A 16,410-nucleotide genomic window follows, 5' to 3' on the forward strand; every position below is an offset into this window, starting at 1 on the left:
GGCCGGCCGCCAGGAGAATTGGGGGACACCTGTGTCTGTCACCAGCAACGAACACCACGACAAGCCGCTCCGCGTCGCCGTCGTCGTCGGCAGCGTCCGGGAGGGCCGGCAGGGCCGGGCCGTGGCGGACTGGTTCCTCGGGGCCGCCGCCGACGACCCCGGCCTCGACCTCGACGTCATCGACCTCGCCGAGGTGGACCTGCCGCTCGTACTGCCCGGCTGGGGCGGCGCGCCGGACCCCGAGACCGCCGCCGTGCTGGCGGGCGTCTCGCCGCGGCTCGCCGCCGCCGACGCGTTCGTCGTCGTCACGCCGGAGTACAACCACAGCTTCCCGGCGTCCCTGAAGAACTTCATCGACTGGCACCACGCCCAGTGGCAGGCCAAGCCGGTCGGCTTCGTGTCGTACGGCGGTCTCGGCGGCGGGCTGCGCGCGGTCGAGCAACTGCGGCTGGTCTTCGCCGAGTTGCACGCGACGACCGTGCGCGACTCGGTCAGCCTGCACGGGCCCTGGTCCGGCCTCGGCGCGGACGGCACCCCGCGCGACGCCGACGTCTGCACCGGCGCCGCCAAGGGCATGCTCGGCCAACTCGCCTGGTGGGGACGGGCGTTGCGGGCCGCCCGCGCCGAACGTCCGTACGCGGGCTGAGGGGGGCGGAGATGAGCGGCACCACCCGGGTCGCGGCACCGGCGGGCCTCGTACCACCGGGCCCGGCCACCGTGCTGCGGCGCACGCTCGCCGTGACCGTCATCGGCTCGATGATGGCCGTGCTCGACATGACGATCGTGAACGTCGCGATGCGCTCGCTGTCGGAGTCCTTCGGTGCCCCGCTGGAGACCATCCAGTGGACCGCCACCGCGTACACGCTCGCGCTCGCCGCCGTCATCCCGGTCGCCGCCTGGGCGATGGCCCGGATCGGCGCCCGGCGCACGTACATGACCGCGCTGGTCCTGTTCACGCTCGGCTCCCTGCTCGCCGCGTGCGCCTGGGACGCGGGCAGCCTCATCGCCTTCCGCGCGGTGCAGGGGCTGGGCGGCGGGCTGCTCCAGCCGGTCGGGATGACGATGGTGATGCGGGTCGCCGACCGGCGCCGGCTCGGCCGCGCGATGGCCGTGGGCGGGCTGCCCATCCTGGTCGGGCCGGTGGTCGGCCCGGTGCTGGGCGGCTGGCTGGTCGACGCCGCGTCCTGGCACTGGATCTTCCTGGTGAACCTGCCGGTGGGCCTGCTCGCCCTGGCACTCGCGGTACGACTGCTGCCGCGCGACACACCGGACGCGGGGACGCGCGCCGCCGCCCGCCTGGACGTCCCCGGCCTGCTGATGCTCTCGCCGGGCCTCGCCCTGCTCCTCTACGGCCTCGCGCGCGGCGGCGAACGCGGCGACTTCACCGCCCCCGGCGCCCTGCTGCCCACCCTCGCGGGAGCCGCCCTGACGGCCGCCTTCGTCCGCCGGGCGCTGACCGTGCGCGAACCGCTGCTGGACCTACGGCTCCTGCGCGACCGTACCTTCGCCGCGGGCGTCACCACCCTCGCCCTGTTCACCTGCGGTTACTTCGGCTCGATGCTGCTCGGCCCGCTGTACTGGCAGCAGCAGCGGGGGCTGAGCGCGACGGCCGCCGGGCTGCTGGGCGCTCCGACGGGACTCGTCGTCGGTACGGCGATGCAGTTCGCGGCGCGCCGGGTCGACCAGGTGTCCCCGCGCCGGCTGATCCCGGCCGGTGTCGCGCTGGCCGCCCTCGGGATGGCGCTGCTGGCCTGGCAGGCGGGCGTGCCCGGGGTGGCGGCCTGGCGGTTCGTCGCCTCGGCCATGGTGATGGGCGCCGGTGTCGGCACGGTGCTGATGCCGACGATGACGACCGCGACCCGGGAGCTGCCCGTGGACCGGATGCCGGCGGCGAGCACCGCGCTCAGCATCAACTCCCAGCTGGCGGCGTCGGTGGGCACGGCGGTGCTCTCGGTGGTCCTGGGCGCGGCGGGCCAGGACCCGGCGGGCTTCCGCGTCACCTACGCGGTGGCCGCGGCCCTGCTGTCCCTGTCGCTCCTCCCGGCCCTGCGCCTTCCGGGCCGTCGCCGGCCGTGACGTCAGCCCGCGTTGCGCTCCACGAGGTCCGTCAGCTCCGCCAGCGGCAGCGTGTGCTGGGTCTGGAGGACCTTCGCGCGCAGGTAGCGGACGTTGTGGGCCGTGGTGAAGACGCCGGTCGGCACCCGGTCCCGGACGGCGAGGCCCAGGGTGCGCAACTGCTCGGCCTTGTCGGGGTTGTTGGACAGCAGGTCCAGCTCCCCGATGCCGAGGGCGGCGAGCATCTGCGCGGCGGCGGTGTAGTCGCGGGCGTCCTCCGGCAGGCCGAGCGCGGCGTTCGCCTCGTAGGTGTCGAGGCCCTGGTCCTGCAGCGCGTACGCGTCGAGCTTGTTGTAGAGGCCGATGCCGCGGCCCTCCTGGCGGAGGTAGAGCAGCACCCCGCCGTGCTCGGCGATGCGCTCGACGGCCTCGCGCAGCTGCGGGCCGCAGTCGCAGCGGGCCGAGCCGAAGACGTCACCGGTGAGGCACTCGGAGTGCAGCCGTACCAGCGGGACGGAGCCCGGGGCCGGATCGCCGAGGACTACGGCGACGTGTTCCTGGCCGTCGGCCAGGCCGTGAAAGGTGACGAGTTCGGTGTCGACGCTGTAGCCGTCGTGGAAGCGCAGCGGTACCCGGACACGGGAGCGCGGCGTGGCGGCGGGGGTGTCGGACATGCGGGTCCCTCCGGGGCGGGCTGGTGCTTCAGTTTTGAAGCAGTGAGACGAGGAGACCCTACCCCTGCTTAAAAGTTAAAGCAATTGGTTTCCGTGGGATCCGGCTCAGGGTGCGGGCGGCCGGGACGACGAGCACGACGACCGGCGCCGCCACGGCACATCCCCCGCCCCGGACCCGGCCTCGGGGTTCTCGTCCTGCAGCCCCCGCGCGACCCCGGTGAAGATCTCCTCCAGCTGCCCCACCTGCTCGGGCGTGAGCCGGTCGAAGAGGATGCCGCGCACGGTCTCCACATGCCCGGGCGCCGCCTGCTCCAGCACCGCCATCCCCTCGTCCGTCAGCACGGCGATGCTGCTGCGCTTGTCCCAGCGGCAGTCCTCCCGCCGCACCAGCCCGTCCCGCTCAAGGCGGGTCACCGCATAGGTGAGCCGACTGCGCGTGATCTTCAGCGACTCGGCGAGATCGGTCATGCGCAGCCGCCGCTCCGGCGCCTCGGAGAGATTGGCCAGCACGGAGTAGAACAGGTGGGGCATGCCGGCCTCGTGCTGGAGCTGCCGGTCGATCGCGTCCTCCAGGAGGTGGGTCGCGGCGATGTAGGCGCGCCAGGCGCGCTGCTCCTCGGGGCTGAGCCAGCGGGTCGTCATGCAGCCAGTGTAGGTTTGTTTCAAACTTGAACCAAGAGGCCCAGTTCACAGGGAGACCCGCCGATGTCGTACCCGTATGTACTGCTGTCCGCCGCCGTCTCCCTCGACGGCTACCTGGACGACACCGGCCCCGAGCGCCTGCTGCTGTCCAGCCCGGCCGACTTCGACCGGGTCGACGCCGTGCGGGCCGCGTCCGACGCCATCCTCGTCGGCGCCGGCACGATCCGCGCCGACAACCCGCGGCTGCTGGTCAACTCCGCCGAGCGCCGGGCGGCCCGCGTCGCGGCGGGCAGGCCGGAGTATCCGCTGAAGGTGACGGTCACCGCCTCCGGCGACCTCGACCCGGCCGCGCAGTTCTGGCACACCGGCGGCGAGAAGATCGTCTATACGACCGACTCGGGCGCCGAGCGCGCCGCCCGCCTCCTCGGCGACACCGCCGAGGTCGTCCCGCTCGGCCCCGGCCTCGACTGGCGGGCCCTGCTGGAGCACCTGCGCGTGGTGCGCGGAGTGCGGCGCCTGATGGTCGAGGGCGGCGGCACCGTCCACACCCAGCTGCTCCAGCAGGGCCTCGCCGACGAACTCCAGCTGGTCCTCGCGCCCCTCCTCGTCGGCGACCCGGCGGCGCCGAGGCTGTTCGGCCCCGGGGCCTACCAGGCCGGCCGCCTGCGCCTGGTCGAGACCCGCCGTATCGAGGACGTCGTCCTCATGCGCTACGAGCCCACCGCCCCCGGCACCGGCCCCGTCCCCTCCGCCGCCGACCGCCACTGGCTGCGCACCGCCTGCGAACTCGCCGCCCTGTGCCCGCCCTCCGAGACGGCGTTCAGCGTCGGCGCGGTGGTGGTCGCGGCCGACGGCACGGAGCTGGCGCGCGGCCACTCGCGCGAGGGCGACGACCCCGTGGTCCACGCGGAGGAGGCCGCGCTGGCCAAGATCGCCCCGGCCGACCCCCGGCTGGCCGGCGCCACGGTGTACAGCAGCCTGGAGCCCTGTGCCCGGCGCGCGTCCCGGCCCGCGCCGTGCGCCGAGCTGATCCTGCGGGCGGGGGTGCGGCGGGTGGTGACGGCCTGGCGTGAGCCGGACACTTTCGTGGAAGCCGCGGACGGGAGCGGGGTGCTGGTGACGGCGGGCGCCGAAGTGGTCGTACTGCCGGAGTACGAGGAGCAGGCGAAGGCGCCGAACCGGCACTTGGCCGGATAACACTCAGGGCCCGGAATCCACTGGATTCCGGGCCCTGAGCCTTCAGTAGCGGGGACAGGATTTGAACCTGCGACCTCTGGGTTATGAGCCCAGCGAGCTACCGAGCTGCTCCACCCCGCGTCGTTGTGACTCCAGAGTACCCCATGTGCAGGACTGTTCGCACACCGGTTGATCGCGGAGGCGTCGCGCGGTGTCATCCGCTCGGGTCAGCCGAGGTCGCCCGGACGGCCCGGGGCGGCCAGTCTGGACCGTACGTCGGACACGTGGGAGACGAGCGGTGGGCCCTGGAGAGGTGGAGGAGGAGCGGACGTATGCCTGGGCGGGGGGACGGCTGCCCGGTGACCCCGTGCCCGACCCGGGCCTCGGCGACGAGACCGCGCCGCCGCGCCCGCGCCGCCTCACCCCCCGCTCACTGGCCCGCGCCCTGCCCGCGCTGCTGATCGCCGGCGGGGTGCTGTACGGCCTGCTCACCCCGAGGGAGTTCACCGCCGTACCGTTCTTCACGGCCGCCCCGCTGATCGCCGCGCCCCTGTCCTCGCTGCGCACCACCGTGCTGACCGGTGCCGCGGCCGTCGTCGCGATGTACGCGGTGCGCTCCCGGGGCGGCGAGCACTCGGCCGCGGGTGTCGTCACGGACGTCGTCACCGTGGCCTCGGTCGCTCTGCTGGCCGTCGCCATCAACCGGGTCGTCCGGCTCGGTGACCGGCGGCTCGCCTCCGCCCGGGAGATCGCCGAGGCCGCCCAGCGGGCCGTACTGCCGGAGCCCGCCGCGCGGATCGGCGGCTTCGAGATCGCCGCCTGCTACGAGGCGGCCCGGCAGGACGCGTTCATCGGCGGCGACCTGTACGCGGTGCAGGACAGCCCGTACGGCGTCCGGCTGATCGTCGGGGACGTGCGCGGCAAGGGCATGGGTGCGGTCGCCGCCGTCGCCGTGGTGATCGGCGCGTTCCGGGAGGCCGCCGAGCGGGAGGACACGCTGGAGGCGGTGGCGCAGCGGTTGGAGCGGGCGCTGGCCCGCGAGGGCACCCGGCGCGAGGCCGTCGACGCCTTCGAGGGCTTCACCACCGCCGTCCTCGCCGAACTCCCGCACGGCGACGGGCTGGTACGGGTCCTCAGCCGCGGCCATCCGCCCCCGCTGCTGCTGTACGCCGACGGCACCCTGCGCACCCTGGCCGCCCCCGAGCCCGCGCTGCCGCTCGGCATGGGCGACCTCGGAATATGGCCCGACGAGGTCATGGAGGAGCGCTTCCCGGACGGGGCGACCCTGCTGCTGTACACCGACGGGCTGTCCGAGGCCCGGGACGCCCTCGGCCGGTTCTACGACCCCGAACGGCGGCTCGCCGGGCGGGCCTATCCCGGTCCCGCGGCGCTGCTCGGGACGCTCGCCGACGAGGTGCGCCGGCACTCCGGCGGGATGACGGACGACATGGCGCTGCTTGCCGTACGGCATCCCGGGCTCTCACCCACGGTGACCGGACGACCGCCGTCCGCATAACATCTGAGACACCATCAAAAACGCCGAGACTCCTGAATGGCGGTCAACTCGCCCGGTTTGCCGTGGAATCACGGGGTAAGTCCGGTCCGGAAAGCGTTAATGATCAAGTCGAACGGCTTGGAAAGTGACTCGCAGGTCTATTAACGTTCGATAACGCAGCGCGGTCGTCCCAGCCGCCACAAGAGGCGGCTCCGTGCGCACGCGCCGAATCCCGCAAGGGAGCCGGGGAACCACCACCCTGGGGTGAATCACGCGTACACCGGTCGGTATACGCGCGTAGGAGACCTTCCCGCTCCGAACCCGTCAGCTAACCCGGTAGGCGACGGAAGGAAAGGAGTACGCCCGCGTGGCGTCCAACCGGCCTGCCCCCGAAGCCCCGTTCATACCGGCGTCCGACGAGTCCGAGAGCTTCGGCTACGGCTCCTACCGCGCCGACGAGGGCCCCTGGGAGGAGTGGAACCCCACCGAGGACTCCGTCGACCGGGTCCGGGGCCGGCACCGCGTCGCCAAGCAGCGCGGCGGCTTCGCCCGCAGCTCCACCGTCCTCGGCGTCGGCGTCATGGCCGCGGTCGGCGCGGGCGGCATGGCCAGCGCCCACACCGGCAAGTCCCCGGTCTCCATCTCCCTGCCCGACTCCGTCACCCACCTCTTCGAGGGCGGCGGCTCCTCCTCGGCGCCGAAGGCCACCGGCACCGGGCTCTCGGGCGTCGGCGTGAGCGCCGACAGCACCAAGAGCGGCGGCGCCGGCGAGGCCCTGCGCAACCGCATCATGGCCCAGGCCGAGCAGCAGCAGAGCAAGGCCGACAGCAAGGCCACCGCCGCCGCGCTCGCCGCCACCGAGAAGCAGACCGCCGACGCGGCCGCCAAGGCGGAGAAGGACGCTGCCGCCCAGGCCGCCGCCGCCAAGGACAAGGCGGTGGCCGACGCGAAGCAGGTGGCCGAGGCCGCGCGGCTGGCCGAGCTGGCCAAGCAGTACACGCTGCCCGTCGTGTCGTACACGATCACCGGCACCTTCGGTCAGCCCGGCGCGATGTGGTCCTCCGGCTACCACACCGGCCTCGACTTCGCCGCCCCCACCGGCACCCTGATCAAGGCCGTCCACGGCGGCACGATCACCGAGGCCGGCTGGGCCGGCGCCTACGGCTACCGCACCATCCTGACCCTGGACGACGGCACCGAGCTGTGGTTCTGCCACCAGTCCTCGATCAACGTCTCGGTCGGCCAGAAGGTCTCCACCGGCGACGTCATCGGCCGGGTCGGCGCCACCGGCAACGTCACCGGCCCGCACCTGCACCTGGAGGTCCACCCGAACGGCCAGGCCACCGCCATCGACCCGGCGCCGTGGCTGCGCGACAAGGGCCTCAACCCCTGAACCGGACCATGGCATTCGTGTGAACTCGGCGCCGGCGGTGGAATGCGATCATCCTCCGCCGGTGTTGATGCAGAGCATGACTTCCTTGCGCACACTCGGTTCCTCCGACCTCCAGGTCTTCCCCCTCTCCCTGGGCGGGAACGTCTTCGGCTGGACCGCCGACGAGGAGACCTCCTTCGCCGTCCTCGACGCCTACGCGGCGGCGGGCGGCAACTTCATCGACACCGCCGACTCCTACTCCGCCTGGGTCGAGGGCAACCAGGGCGGCGAGTCCGAGACGATCATCGGCAAGTGGGTCAAGGCCCGCGGCAACCGCTCCGACGTCGTCATCGCCACCAAGGTCAGCCAGCACCCGCAGTTCCAGGGCCTGTCCGCCGCCAACATCAAGGCCGCCGCCGACGCCTCCCTGAGCCGCCTGGGCACCGACTACATCGACCTCTACTACACCCACTTCGACAAGCCCGAGGTCCCGGTCGAGGAGATCATCGGCGCCCTCGACGAGCTCGTGAAGGCGGGCAAGGTCCGGCACATCGCCGCCTCCAACATCAGCGCCGAGCGCCTTCAGGCCTCCCTCGACTTCTCCGACCGCGAGGGCCTGGCCCGCTACGTCGCCCTCCAGCCGCACTACAACCTCGTCTCCCGCGACACCTACGAGGGCGAGCTGCAGGACCTGGCCGCCAAGGAGAACCTCTCCGCGGTGCCGTACTTCTCCCTCGCCTCGGGCTTCCTGACCGGCAAGTACCGCCCCGGTACCAAGGTCGACAGCGCCCGCGCCGAAGGGGCCCAGAAGCACGCCGAGTCCGAGCGCGGCCAGAAGGTCCTCGCCGCCCTGGACGAGATCGCCGCCGCCCACGAGGCCCCCGTCGCCACGGTCGCCCTGGCCTGGCTCGCGGCCCAGCCGACGGTCACGGCCCCGATCGCCTCGGCCCGCACGGTCGACCAGCTCCCCGCGCTGCTGGGCGTGGCGGACCTGAGGCTGACGGAGGAGGAGGTCGCGCAGCTGACCGCGGCGTCGGCCTGATGCCCGTCCGGCGGTGCCGGACCCACCGCGGCCCGAAGGTCTACGACCGGTACGGGTTGTACGCGTCGTGCGCGCTGGGCGTGTTCTGCGCGTTGCGCGTGGGGAAGGGCACCGCCGGATACCCGTACCCGTATCCGTATCCGTACTGCGGCTGAGCCCAGTACACCGGAGCCGGAGCAGCCGCACGCGCCGCGTACTCCAGAGCCGGCCGCGCCACGTCCCTGCGCCGCCACAGCTCGTCCAGCAAGTCCCGCTCCCGTACGACGAAGTCGCCCCCGGCCTTCCCCTGGCGCCCCCGGCGCCGCAGCAGGGCGAGCTGCGTGGCGGTGGCCTCGTACCGCGCCACCTCGCGCGCCGCCGGCTTCCCGCCGTGGTGCCGGGCGAAGTCCCGCGCCGCCCGCCGCGCCCGCATCGACCCCAGCGCGAACGGCTCGGCCGGCCCCAGCCACCCGGCCAACACATACACGGGCAGCTCCTCGCGCACGGTCCGCAGCTCCCGCTGCCGCGTCCAGACGGCCAGCCAGGTCAGCAGCCCGAACACGGGCACCATGAAGCAGCCGTAGACGGCGAAGAACCCGAACTCGCCGAACGTGGAGGAGCCGTTCCACAAGGCGTGCATGCTCATCGCGAGCAGCAGCCCGCAGACCGGCAGCAGCACGCGGCGTGCGCGCCGCCGCTGCGCCGCGAACGCGGAGAGCCCGAAGCCGAGGCCGGTCATGGTGGTGAACAGGGGGTGCGCGAACGGCGACATCACGATGCGCACGAAGAAGGTGGCGGCGGTGACGGAGGCGATGCCGCTGTCGCCGGAGAGCTGGTCCGCCCCGAAGGCCGTACCGAGGTAGAGGATGTTCTCGGTGAACGCGAACCCGGTGGCGGTGATGCCCGCGATCACCACCCCGTCGACGATCCCGGTGAAGTCACGTCTGCGGAAGAGGAAGACGAGCAGTACGGCGGCGGCCTTGGCGGACTCCTCGACGATCGGCGCTATCACGGTGGCGCCGAGGGTGTCGGCACTGGCCGGGTCGGCGGTCGCGGTGGCTATCCACCTGGTCGCGAAGCTGTTGGCGACGATGGCTATCAGTGCCGCCGCGCAGGCACCCCAGGCGAACGCGAAGACCAGGTTCCGCCAGGGGCCCGGCGCCACCCGGTCCAGCCAGCGGAACGCGGCGATGAGCCACGGCACGGGCAGCACGGCCAGCCCGAGCCCGACCAGGAACCCCTCGGTACCGGTCTGCCGGCGCACCAGCGCGAGGATCACCAGCCCGGACAGGGCCAGCAGCGTGATCAGCGCCCCGTACCGCACCCAGCCGCGCTGCCACCAGTGCGGATGGCGGAGCACCGCGCCGTCGGGACGCGGGGGATACGCCGGATACGGAGTACTGATCGGACTGGTGGCCACGGCATCGACCCTAACGGTGGCGGGACGAGGGGCTGGAGCGGATTACCGGACCGGCTGCCCGGCTTGATCAAGAAATGCCGGACGGCCGGCCGATCACGGTTGAACTATTCGTGATCAGTGCCGAACTACGCATGATCACGGCTGGACGACGCGTGATCACGGATGCGATACGCGCCGGAACAGCAGGTCGTTCACCACATGTCCCTTGTCCAGTCCCTGCCCCTCGAAACGGGTCAGCGGCCGGAACTCGGGGCGCGGTGCGTAGCCGCCGTCCGCCTGGGTGTTCTCGAAGTCGGGATGCACGCTGAGCACGTCGAGCATCTGCTCGGCGTACGGCTCCCAGTCGGTCGCGCAGTGCAGCAGCGCGCCGGGCTTCAGCCGGATCGCGGCGAGCGTCAGGAACTCGGGCTGGATGAGCCGCCGCTTGTGGTGCCGCTTCTTGGGCCAGGGGTCCGGGAAGTACACCCGCAGTCCGTCCAGCGAGTCGGGTGCGAGCATCTCCCTGAGCAGGATGATCGCGTCCCCGTTGCCGACCCGGACGTTCGTCAGTCCGTCGCGGTCGGCGAGGCCCAGCAGATTCCCCTGCCCCGGGGTGTGCACGTCGACGGCGAGGACATTGGTGTCCGGGTCCCCGGCGGCCATCTGCGCGGTGGCCTCCCCCATGCCGAAGCCGATCTCCAGCACGACGGGGCGGTCGTTCCCGAACAGCTCACGCAGGTCGATGACCCGCTGCCCGTCGATGTCGAGCCCCCACACGGGCCACAGCCGCTGCAGCGCATCGGCCTGCCCCGCCGTCACCCGGCTGCGCCGGGGCTGAAAACTCCGGATCCGCCGCTCGAAGTGCGACCCGGCGGGATCGGCCTTGGGCCCGTCCGGAAACCGCGGCTCCCCCTTGGCCCGGGTGTGCCGGATGGACACACCGGGTGCGTGGGGCGCCGCCGGGGCGGGGACATCGGGGGTATTGAGGGAGTCAGCCACAGTGCGACCAATTTTACGGCCCACCACCACCGGACAGACCGAGCGCTACAGCCGGCCGAGCAGATCAAGAACCCGGCGCCCGACTTCCCGCCCGATCGGCAGCGAAGCCGTCGCCGCGGGCGAGGGTGCGTTCAGTACGTGCACGGCCCGCTCTCCCTCCCGGATGAGGAAGTCGTCCACCAGCGTCCCGTCCCGCAGTACCGCCTGCGCCCGCACCCCGGCAGGGGCCCGTACCAGGTCGTCCGACTCCACCCCGGGCAGCAGCCTGCGCACCGCCTCCAGGAACGCCCCCTTCGACAGCGAGCGGTGCAGCTCACCCGCGCCGTATCTCCAGTGCTGCCGGGCGATCGCCCACGACCCCGGCCACGTCAGGGTCCCGGCCAGCTCCCGGGGCCGTACGACCCTCCAGCCGTACCCCTCCCGGGCCATCGCCGGCACCGCGTTCGGCCCGATGTGCACGCCTCCGTCGATCCCGCGCGTGAGATGCACACCGAGGAACGGGAAGGCGGGATCCGGCACCGGATACACCAGCCCCCGCACCAGCTCCGGCCGCGCCAGCTCGTAGTACTCCCCGCGGAACGGCACGATCCGCACCCCGGGCTCGTCCCCGGTCAGCCGGGCCACCTCGTCGCAGTACAGCCCGGCGCAGTTCACCAGCACGCGCGCCCGCACGATCTCCCCGCCCGAGGTCAGCACGGCGACCCCGAGCTCGGGGCGCCGGTCGACCCGGACGACCCGCGCCCCGTACCGGATCTCGGCCCCCGAGGCCCGCGCCAGCTGCCGGGCGACCCCCACGAAGTCGCACACACCCGTCGTACCGACGTGTATGGCGGCGAGCCCGCGCACCTCCGGCTCGTACTCACCGATCTGCGCGGCGCCCAGCTCCCGGACGGGAATCCCGTTCTCCCGGCCGCGCTGCACGAGCGCGTGCAGCCGGGGCAGCTCCTCGCGCTCGGTGGCGACGATCAGCTTGCCGGTGACGGCGTGCGCGATGCCGTACTCGGCGCAGAACTTCACCATCTCGGCCGCGCCCCGCACCGCGTACCGCGCCTTGAGCGAGCCCGGACGGTAGTAGATCCCGCTGTGGATCACCCCGCTGTTGCGCCCCGTCTGGTGCCGGGCCGGGCCCGGCTCCTTCTCCAGCACGGTCACGCGCGTCCCCGGCGCGGCGCGCGTGATCGCATACGCCGTCGACAGCCCGACGATCCCCCCGCCGACCACGAGCACATCACAGTCGTACGCACCGACCGGCACCTGCACCACCTCCCACCTCGATAGTGCACTGCGCCACTGACAACGCCTTCAAACGCGCCGGGCGTCCGGTGTTCGCGGCTCAGGCGGGGGCCATCAGCAGCGGCCGGGCCCGCTCCCGCAGCTCCACCACCCGGGGCTCGTCCCCGTACGGCTCCAGCCGGTGCAGCAGATCCTTCACGTACTCGGTGGTCCGGGCCGAGGAGATCCGCCCGGCCACCTCCACGGCCCGCACCCCCTGCTCGCAGGCCGCGTCGAGATTCCCGGACTCCAGCTCGGCGACGGCGGAGACGACCAGCCGCAGCCCGTGCGACCGCACGAACTCCTCCGTCGGCTTCGACAGGGCCTGTTCCGTGAACCTCCGTACCTGCCGGGGCGCCTTCAGATCCCGATAGCACTCGGCCGCATCTGCCGCGAACCGGTCATACCCATAAAAACCAAGCCACGTCGGATCGTTGTCCCCCTCCCGGGACCGCTCCAGCCATCCCTCGGCCGCCTTCAGCGCCGCGCCCGCCGCCTGTGCGTCTCCCGCGCGCGCGTGGGCCCGTGCCTCGACCAGCCGGAAGAAACTCATCGTCCGCGCGGTGGCCAGCCCCCGGTTGCGCTCCAGGGCGGCCTGCGCCAGGTCGACGCCCTCGTCCCCGAATCCCCGGTACGTCGCCTGCAGCGACATGGACGCGAGCACGTAGCCCCCCAGCGGGACGTCCGCCGCCGCGCGCGCGAGCCGCAGCGCCTGGATGTAGTACCGCTGCGCCGCCTCCTGCTGGCCCGTGTCGAAGGCCATCCACCCGGCGAGCCGGGTCAGTTCGGCGGACGCCCCGAACAGGGCGCGGCCCACTTCGTCGGAGTAGCAGCCGAGCAGCAGCGGTGCCGCCTCCACCCGCAGGCACTCCGGGACCATCGACGAACGCCAGTCCCCGCCCCCGTACTTGGAGTCCCAGCGCCGGGCGTCCTCGGCGGCCTCCCGCAGCTTCTGCACATCGCTGTGGCCGACTTTGATCGGTGCCCCGGAGCCTTCGGCGGAGCCGGCCTCGCGCGCGACCGAGCTGTCGGCGGGGGTTATCAGCCACCGTGAGGCAGGCGTTGCGTATGCGCTCACCGCGAACGATCCGGCGAGCGACTGCCAGATGCCGCCGGAGCCGGCCCGGCGTCCGGCGAGGTCGAGACGGTACAGCTCCGTCGCCGACTTCACCGCCTGTCCGACGTCTCTGGGGAAGGCGAGGCCCACTTCGGGCGCGGGATCCGCGTCCGCCAGGCCGATCTCGTGGAGCGGCACCGGGCGGCCGAGCTTCTGGCCGATCGCGGCGGCGATGAGGTGCGGCGCGGCACCCTGCGGCACCATGCCTTTCGACACCCAGCGCGCCACCGACGTCTTGTCGTAGCGAAGAGTCAACCCGCGTTGGGCGCCAAGGTCGTTGACGCGCCGTGCGAGTCCTGCGTTGCTGATTCCCGCGAGGGCGAGAACGGCGCCGAGCTTTTCGTTCGGCCCGCGTTGCTCCCTGGACATGCGCCACCCCTCGACACAGACGGCTGCCGCGCTGGCATAACCACGCGGCATTCGTAAACCCAGCGTAGTTCGCCGCATCCCAAGCGTTAAGGGGCATTGTTCCGGATGGCGGGATTGTGGTCCGTACGGAAGTACGGTCCTGTACGCACCGTGCACGGCCCGTCGCCGCGTGCCCCCGTGCGTGTGGCCGTGCGCCCGTCCGTGCGCTCTTCTCCGGCCATCGGGGGAGCGGTTCCATGGCTCTTGCGTGGGTCGGCCCGCTGTACTGGATCCAGTGGGCTGGGGGACACCGCCACCTTCATCCCCGCGGGTGGCGGACCGGTCCGGGAGGCGATGCCCGCCTCCCGGACTGTGCGCGTGTCCGCGCCGCCGCGCGCTCCGCAGGCCTGTACGGAGCGTGCTCAATTCCGCCTTCGCTCTGTGTATTTGGCTGAAAATCGACCCAGCCCGTGGCGGCGTACATCCGTTCCGACCATGCAACTTGAGGGCGCGAAGGGCGTTTTGGGGGAGCGTACAGGGGGCGCATTCGACCAGAACTCATCACCCCCGGTTCTCGCCCCTTCCGCGGACCCCGCTCGAACTCCACGCGCGTTTCCCTCGATCGAAGCCGGTGCCGCCGCCCCTCCACAGCGCGTCCTTCATGGCAGCATGGGGACCGGTTCCTGCGGTGCACTGGTTGTCCACAGCCTGTGGAGGCGTCGATGCGGTGGTTGGTGGGTTGGAGCAGCACCGCCCCGCGCGTCGCCGGGATCGGCTCCGCGGGCGCCACCGGTGACGACGGCGAGACCCTGCACCCCGTCGGCTCCCAGCTCCTGTGGGGCGACCCCGACCCGCTGTGGGCCGTCGGCGACTGGCGCCCGGACGAGGTGCGCGTGGTCAAGGCCGACGCGGACAACCGCATCGCCGTCCTCGGTATCTGCGGCGCCTCCGACGAGGAACTGCGGCGTGCGCTGTTCACCGCGCGCGGGGGCGCACTGCGCCATCTGACCGCCTGGCCCGGCAGCTACACGGCCGTCGTCCAGGTCGGCCGGCGCATCACCGTCTGCGGCGACCTCGCGGGCGCCCGCCCGGTCTTCCACACCCCCTGGGCCGGCGGCACCGCCTACGCCACCGCCGCGCTGCCCCTCGCCGACCTCATCGAGGCCAACCTCGACTTCGGCCACCTCGCCGCCCTGCTCGCCGCCCCCGACGTACCCGCCGCGCTGCGCGACACCACCCCGTACGAGGGCGTACGCCGGGTTCCGCCGGGGCACGCGCTCGTGCTGCGCGCCGGAGCGCGCGAGATCGCCGGGTACGAGCCCGTCGCCTCCCTCGCGGTGGCCGCGCCCGCCGCCGACCCCGACCACGCCGTGGACGCCGTACGGGACGCCCTCGTGGAAGCGGTACGCGCGCGCCTGTCGGCACCCCGGCACGTACCCGACCTCGACCCCGGGCCGGTGCCCGGCATGGGCCCGGCCGAGCGGCGGGCCCGGCGCGGGATGCCCGCGCCGGGCATCGGCGCCGACCTCTCCGGCGGGCCCGCCTCCGGCACCCTCGCCCTGCTGGCCGCCGGACTGCCCGGCCGCCCCGGCACGCTGCTCGGCCACCGCACGGGCGCGGGCGAACGGCTCCTCGCCGTCACCTTCAACGACCTGGCCGTGGGCGGCCGCGAGGCCGAACTCGAACGCGCGGGAGCCCTGGCCGCCAACCCCCGCCTGCACCACGTGGTCGTCACCGGCGCCGAGGAGACCCTGCCGTACGCCGACCTCGACGGCCCCCTCACCGACGAACCGGGCCCCTCCCTGGTCACGGCCGCCCGGCACCGCGCCCGCCTCGCCTCCGGCAGCGCCGACCACTTCACCGGGCACGGCGCCCGCCAGGTCCTCGACGCCCACCCCGCCCGCCTCGCCGACCTCCTCATGGACCGCAAACGCCGCCATCTGGTCCGTCCGGTCGCCGCCCTCGCCAAGGCTGACGGCTCGGTGATGGTCCCCGCGCGCGTGTACGGCGCGGCCCGGCGCCTCGCCCGCACGCCCTACCGGACCGGCCTGGAGGAGCTGGCCGAGCGGCTGATGCGGCGCCGTTTCGACGAGCCCAAGGGGGCGGTCGGCGCGTCCCTGGCCGCGCTGACCTGGGCCAGACCCGGGCCGGCCGCCCGCTGGCTGACGGGGGAGGCACTGGCCGAAGTATCGGTTCTGCTCCAGGCGGAGGCGGACCGCTCCGGCACCGGCGCCCAGCGCCCCGGCGAACACCGCGCGCGTGCCGCGCTCGCCCGCAGCGCCGCCGACCTGCGCGTCCTGGAACAGGCCGCCGAGATCCGCTCCCAGCGCCTGCACGCGCCCTTCCTCGACAACCAGGTCGTCCGAGCCTGCCGCGCCCTCCCCGAGGCCCTGCGCGTCCAGCCAGGCGCCCGCGCGGCCATCCTCCGTACGGTCCTGGAGGGCGCCGGTGTCACCGGCCTCCCCGCCGGCTGGGGCGCCCCGTCCCACGCCTCCTCGGCCGCGGCCACACGCGCGGGCCTGCGCGGAGCGGCCGACCCCCTGCTGGACCTCTTCACCACCCCGCTGCTCGCCGACGCGGGCCTGGTGGAGGCCCGTGTGGTCCGCAAGGCCCTCCGCGCGGCAGCGGCAGGCGAACCCCTCCCCCTGGACGGCCTGGCCGACCTGATCTCCCTGGAACTCTGGCTCCACCGCCTGCTCGCCCGCCGCGGAACGTGCTGGACGGGAACCCCGGCACGCGCGCGTGCGGTGCCTTCCGGCATCCAGCCGAGAAGGGGAGCTTTGGCCTCGGGCGCCTGATCACGCGTACCGGGTGCCGATGGCCACAGCTGAGCCAAACCC

At 73.2% G+C, this 16,410-nt stretch carries 13 protein-coding genes, 1 tRNA gene and 1 riboswitch; of the genes, 7 read left to right on the top strand and 7 right to left on the bottom strand.

The annotated features are described in order from the left end of the window. Positions 1 to 31: 31 nt before the first annotated feature. Both O1G22_RS22195 and O1G22_RS22200 read left to right on the top strand, forming a co-directional pair. Positions 32 to 646 (top strand): NADPH-dependent FMN reductase, encoded by a 615-nt coding sequence (locus O1G22_RS22195; protein ID WP_270082918.1) that lies wholly within the window; start codon positions 32 to 34, stop codon positions 644 to 646. Positions 647 to 657: 11 nt separating this feature from the next. Beyond that, on the top strand, positions 658 to 2,076 hold the full coding sequence (locus O1G22_RS22200; RefSeq protein ID WP_270082919.1) for a DHA2 family efflux MFS transporter permease subunit: 1,419 nt from the start codon (positions 658 to 660) through the stop codon (positions 2,074 to 2,076). Positions 2,077 to 2,078: 2 nt separating this feature from the next. Here the strand turns inward: O1G22_RS22200 and O1G22_RS22205 are convergent, their stop codons facing one another. Together O1G22_RS22205 and O1G22_RS22210 are read right to left on the bottom strand one after the other, a co-directional pair. Next, entirely contained in the window at positions 2,079 to 2,729 is a 651-nt protein-coding gene (locus tag O1G22_RS22205; protein WP_270082920.1) for a GTP cyclohydrolase II, read from the bottom strand. 105 nt (positions 2,730 to 2,834) lie between these two features. Further along, the gene (locus tag O1G22_RS22210; protein ID WP_270082921.1) at positions 2,835 to 3,371 is read right to left on the bottom strand and encodes a MarR family winged helix-turn-helix transcriptional regulator; all 537 of its coding nucleotides are present in this window, start codon (positions 3,369 to 3,371) and stop codon (positions 2,835 to 2,837) included. Positions 3,372 to 3,434: 63 nt separating this feature from the next. Between O1G22_RS22210 and O1G22_RS22215 the strand changes: the two genes are divergently transcribed. Next, positions 3,435 to 4,568 (top strand): dihydrofolate reductase family protein, encoded by a 1,134-nt coding sequence (locus O1G22_RS22215; protein ID WP_270082922.1) that lies wholly within the window; start codon positions 3,435 to 3,437, stop codon positions 4,566 to 4,568. A gap of 46 nt (positions 4,569 to 4,614) precedes the next feature. Here the strand turns inward: O1G22_RS22215 and O1G22_RS22220 are convergent. Next, positions 4,615 to 4,688 (bottom strand) — tRNA-Met (locus tag O1G22_RS22220). Positions 4,689 to 4,845: 157 nt separating this feature from the next. Here O1G22_RS22220 and O1G22_RS22225 point away from each other — a divergent pair. The 3 genes from O1G22_RS22225 (at position 4,846) to O1G22_RS22235 (ending at position 8,456) form a co-directional block, all read left to right on the top strand. After that, complete coding sequence (locus O1G22_RS22225) at positions 4,846 to 6,063, top strand: PP2C family protein-serine/threonine phosphatase (RefSeq protein ID WP_270082923.1); 1,218 nt, start codon at positions 4,846 to 4,848, stop codon at positions 6,061 to 6,063. Positions 6,064 to 6,255: 192 nt separating this feature from the next. Further along, positions 6,256 to 6,400, top strand: a riboswitch (cyclic di-AMP (ydaO/yuaA leader). A gap of 9 nt (positions 6,401 to 6,409) precedes the next feature. Continuing rightward, positions 6,410 to 7,435: a M23 family metallopeptidase gene (locus O1G22_RS22230; protein WP_270082924.1), complete on the top strand. Its 1,026-nt coding sequence runs from the start codon at positions 6,410 to 6,412 to the stop codon at positions 7,433 to 7,435. A gap of 76 nt (positions 7,436 to 7,511) precedes the next feature. Further along, on the top strand, positions 7,512 to 8,456 hold the full coding sequence (locus O1G22_RS22235) for an aldo/keto reductase (RefSeq protein WP_270082925.1): 945 nt from the start codon (positions 7,512 to 7,514) through the stop codon (positions 8,454 to 8,456). A 40-nt stretch (positions 8,457 to 8,496) separates the two neighbouring features. On the opposite strand, the gene O1G22_RS22240 is transcribed toward O1G22_RS22235, so the two are convergent. The 4 genes from O1G22_RS22240 to O1G22_RS22255 form a co-directional block, all read right to left on the bottom strand. After that, positions 8,497 to 9,855, bottom strand: coding sequence for a PrsW family intramembrane metalloprotease (locus O1G22_RS22240; RefSeq protein WP_270082926.1), 1,359 nt, complete (start codon positions 9,853 to 9,855; stop codon positions 8,497 to 8,499). A gap of 156 nt (positions 9,856 to 10,011) precedes the next feature. Then, positions 10,012 to 10,833, bottom strand: a complete 822-nt coding sequence (gene trmB, locus O1G22_RS22245) for a tRNA (guanosine(46)-N7)-methyltransferase TrmB (RefSeq protein ID WP_270082927.1) — start codon at positions 10,831 to 10,833, stop codon at positions 10,012 to 10,014. 45 nt (positions 10,834 to 10,878) lie between these two features. Then, positions 10,879 to 12,096, bottom strand: coding sequence for an L-2-hydroxyglutarate oxidase (gene lhgO / locus O1G22_RS22250; protein ID WP_270082928.1), 1,218 nt, complete (start codon positions 12,094 to 12,096; stop codon positions 10,879 to 10,881). 70 nt (positions 12,097 to 12,166) lie between these two features. Continuing rightward, entirely contained in the window at positions 12,167 to 13,591 is a 1,425-nt protein-coding gene (locus tag O1G22_RS22255) for an NsdA family TPR-like regulatory protein (RefSeq protein WP_270082929.1), read from the bottom strand. A 701-nt stretch (positions 13,592 to 14,292) separates the two neighbouring features. Between O1G22_RS22255 and O1G22_RS22260 the strand changes: the two genes are divergently transcribed. After that, the gene (locus O1G22_RS22260; RefSeq protein WP_270082930.1) at positions 14,293 to 16,368 is read left to right on the top strand and encodes an asparagine synthase-related protein; all 2,076 of its coding nucleotides are present in this window, start codon (positions 14,293 to 14,295) and stop codon (positions 16,366 to 16,368) included. Positions 16,369 to 16,410 lie beyond the last annotated feature (42 nt).

This window comes from Streptomyces camelliae (assembly GCF_027625935.1).
Lineage (GTDB): Bacteria > Actinomycetota > Actinomycetes > Streptomycetales > Streptomycetaceae > Streptomyces > Streptomyces camelliae.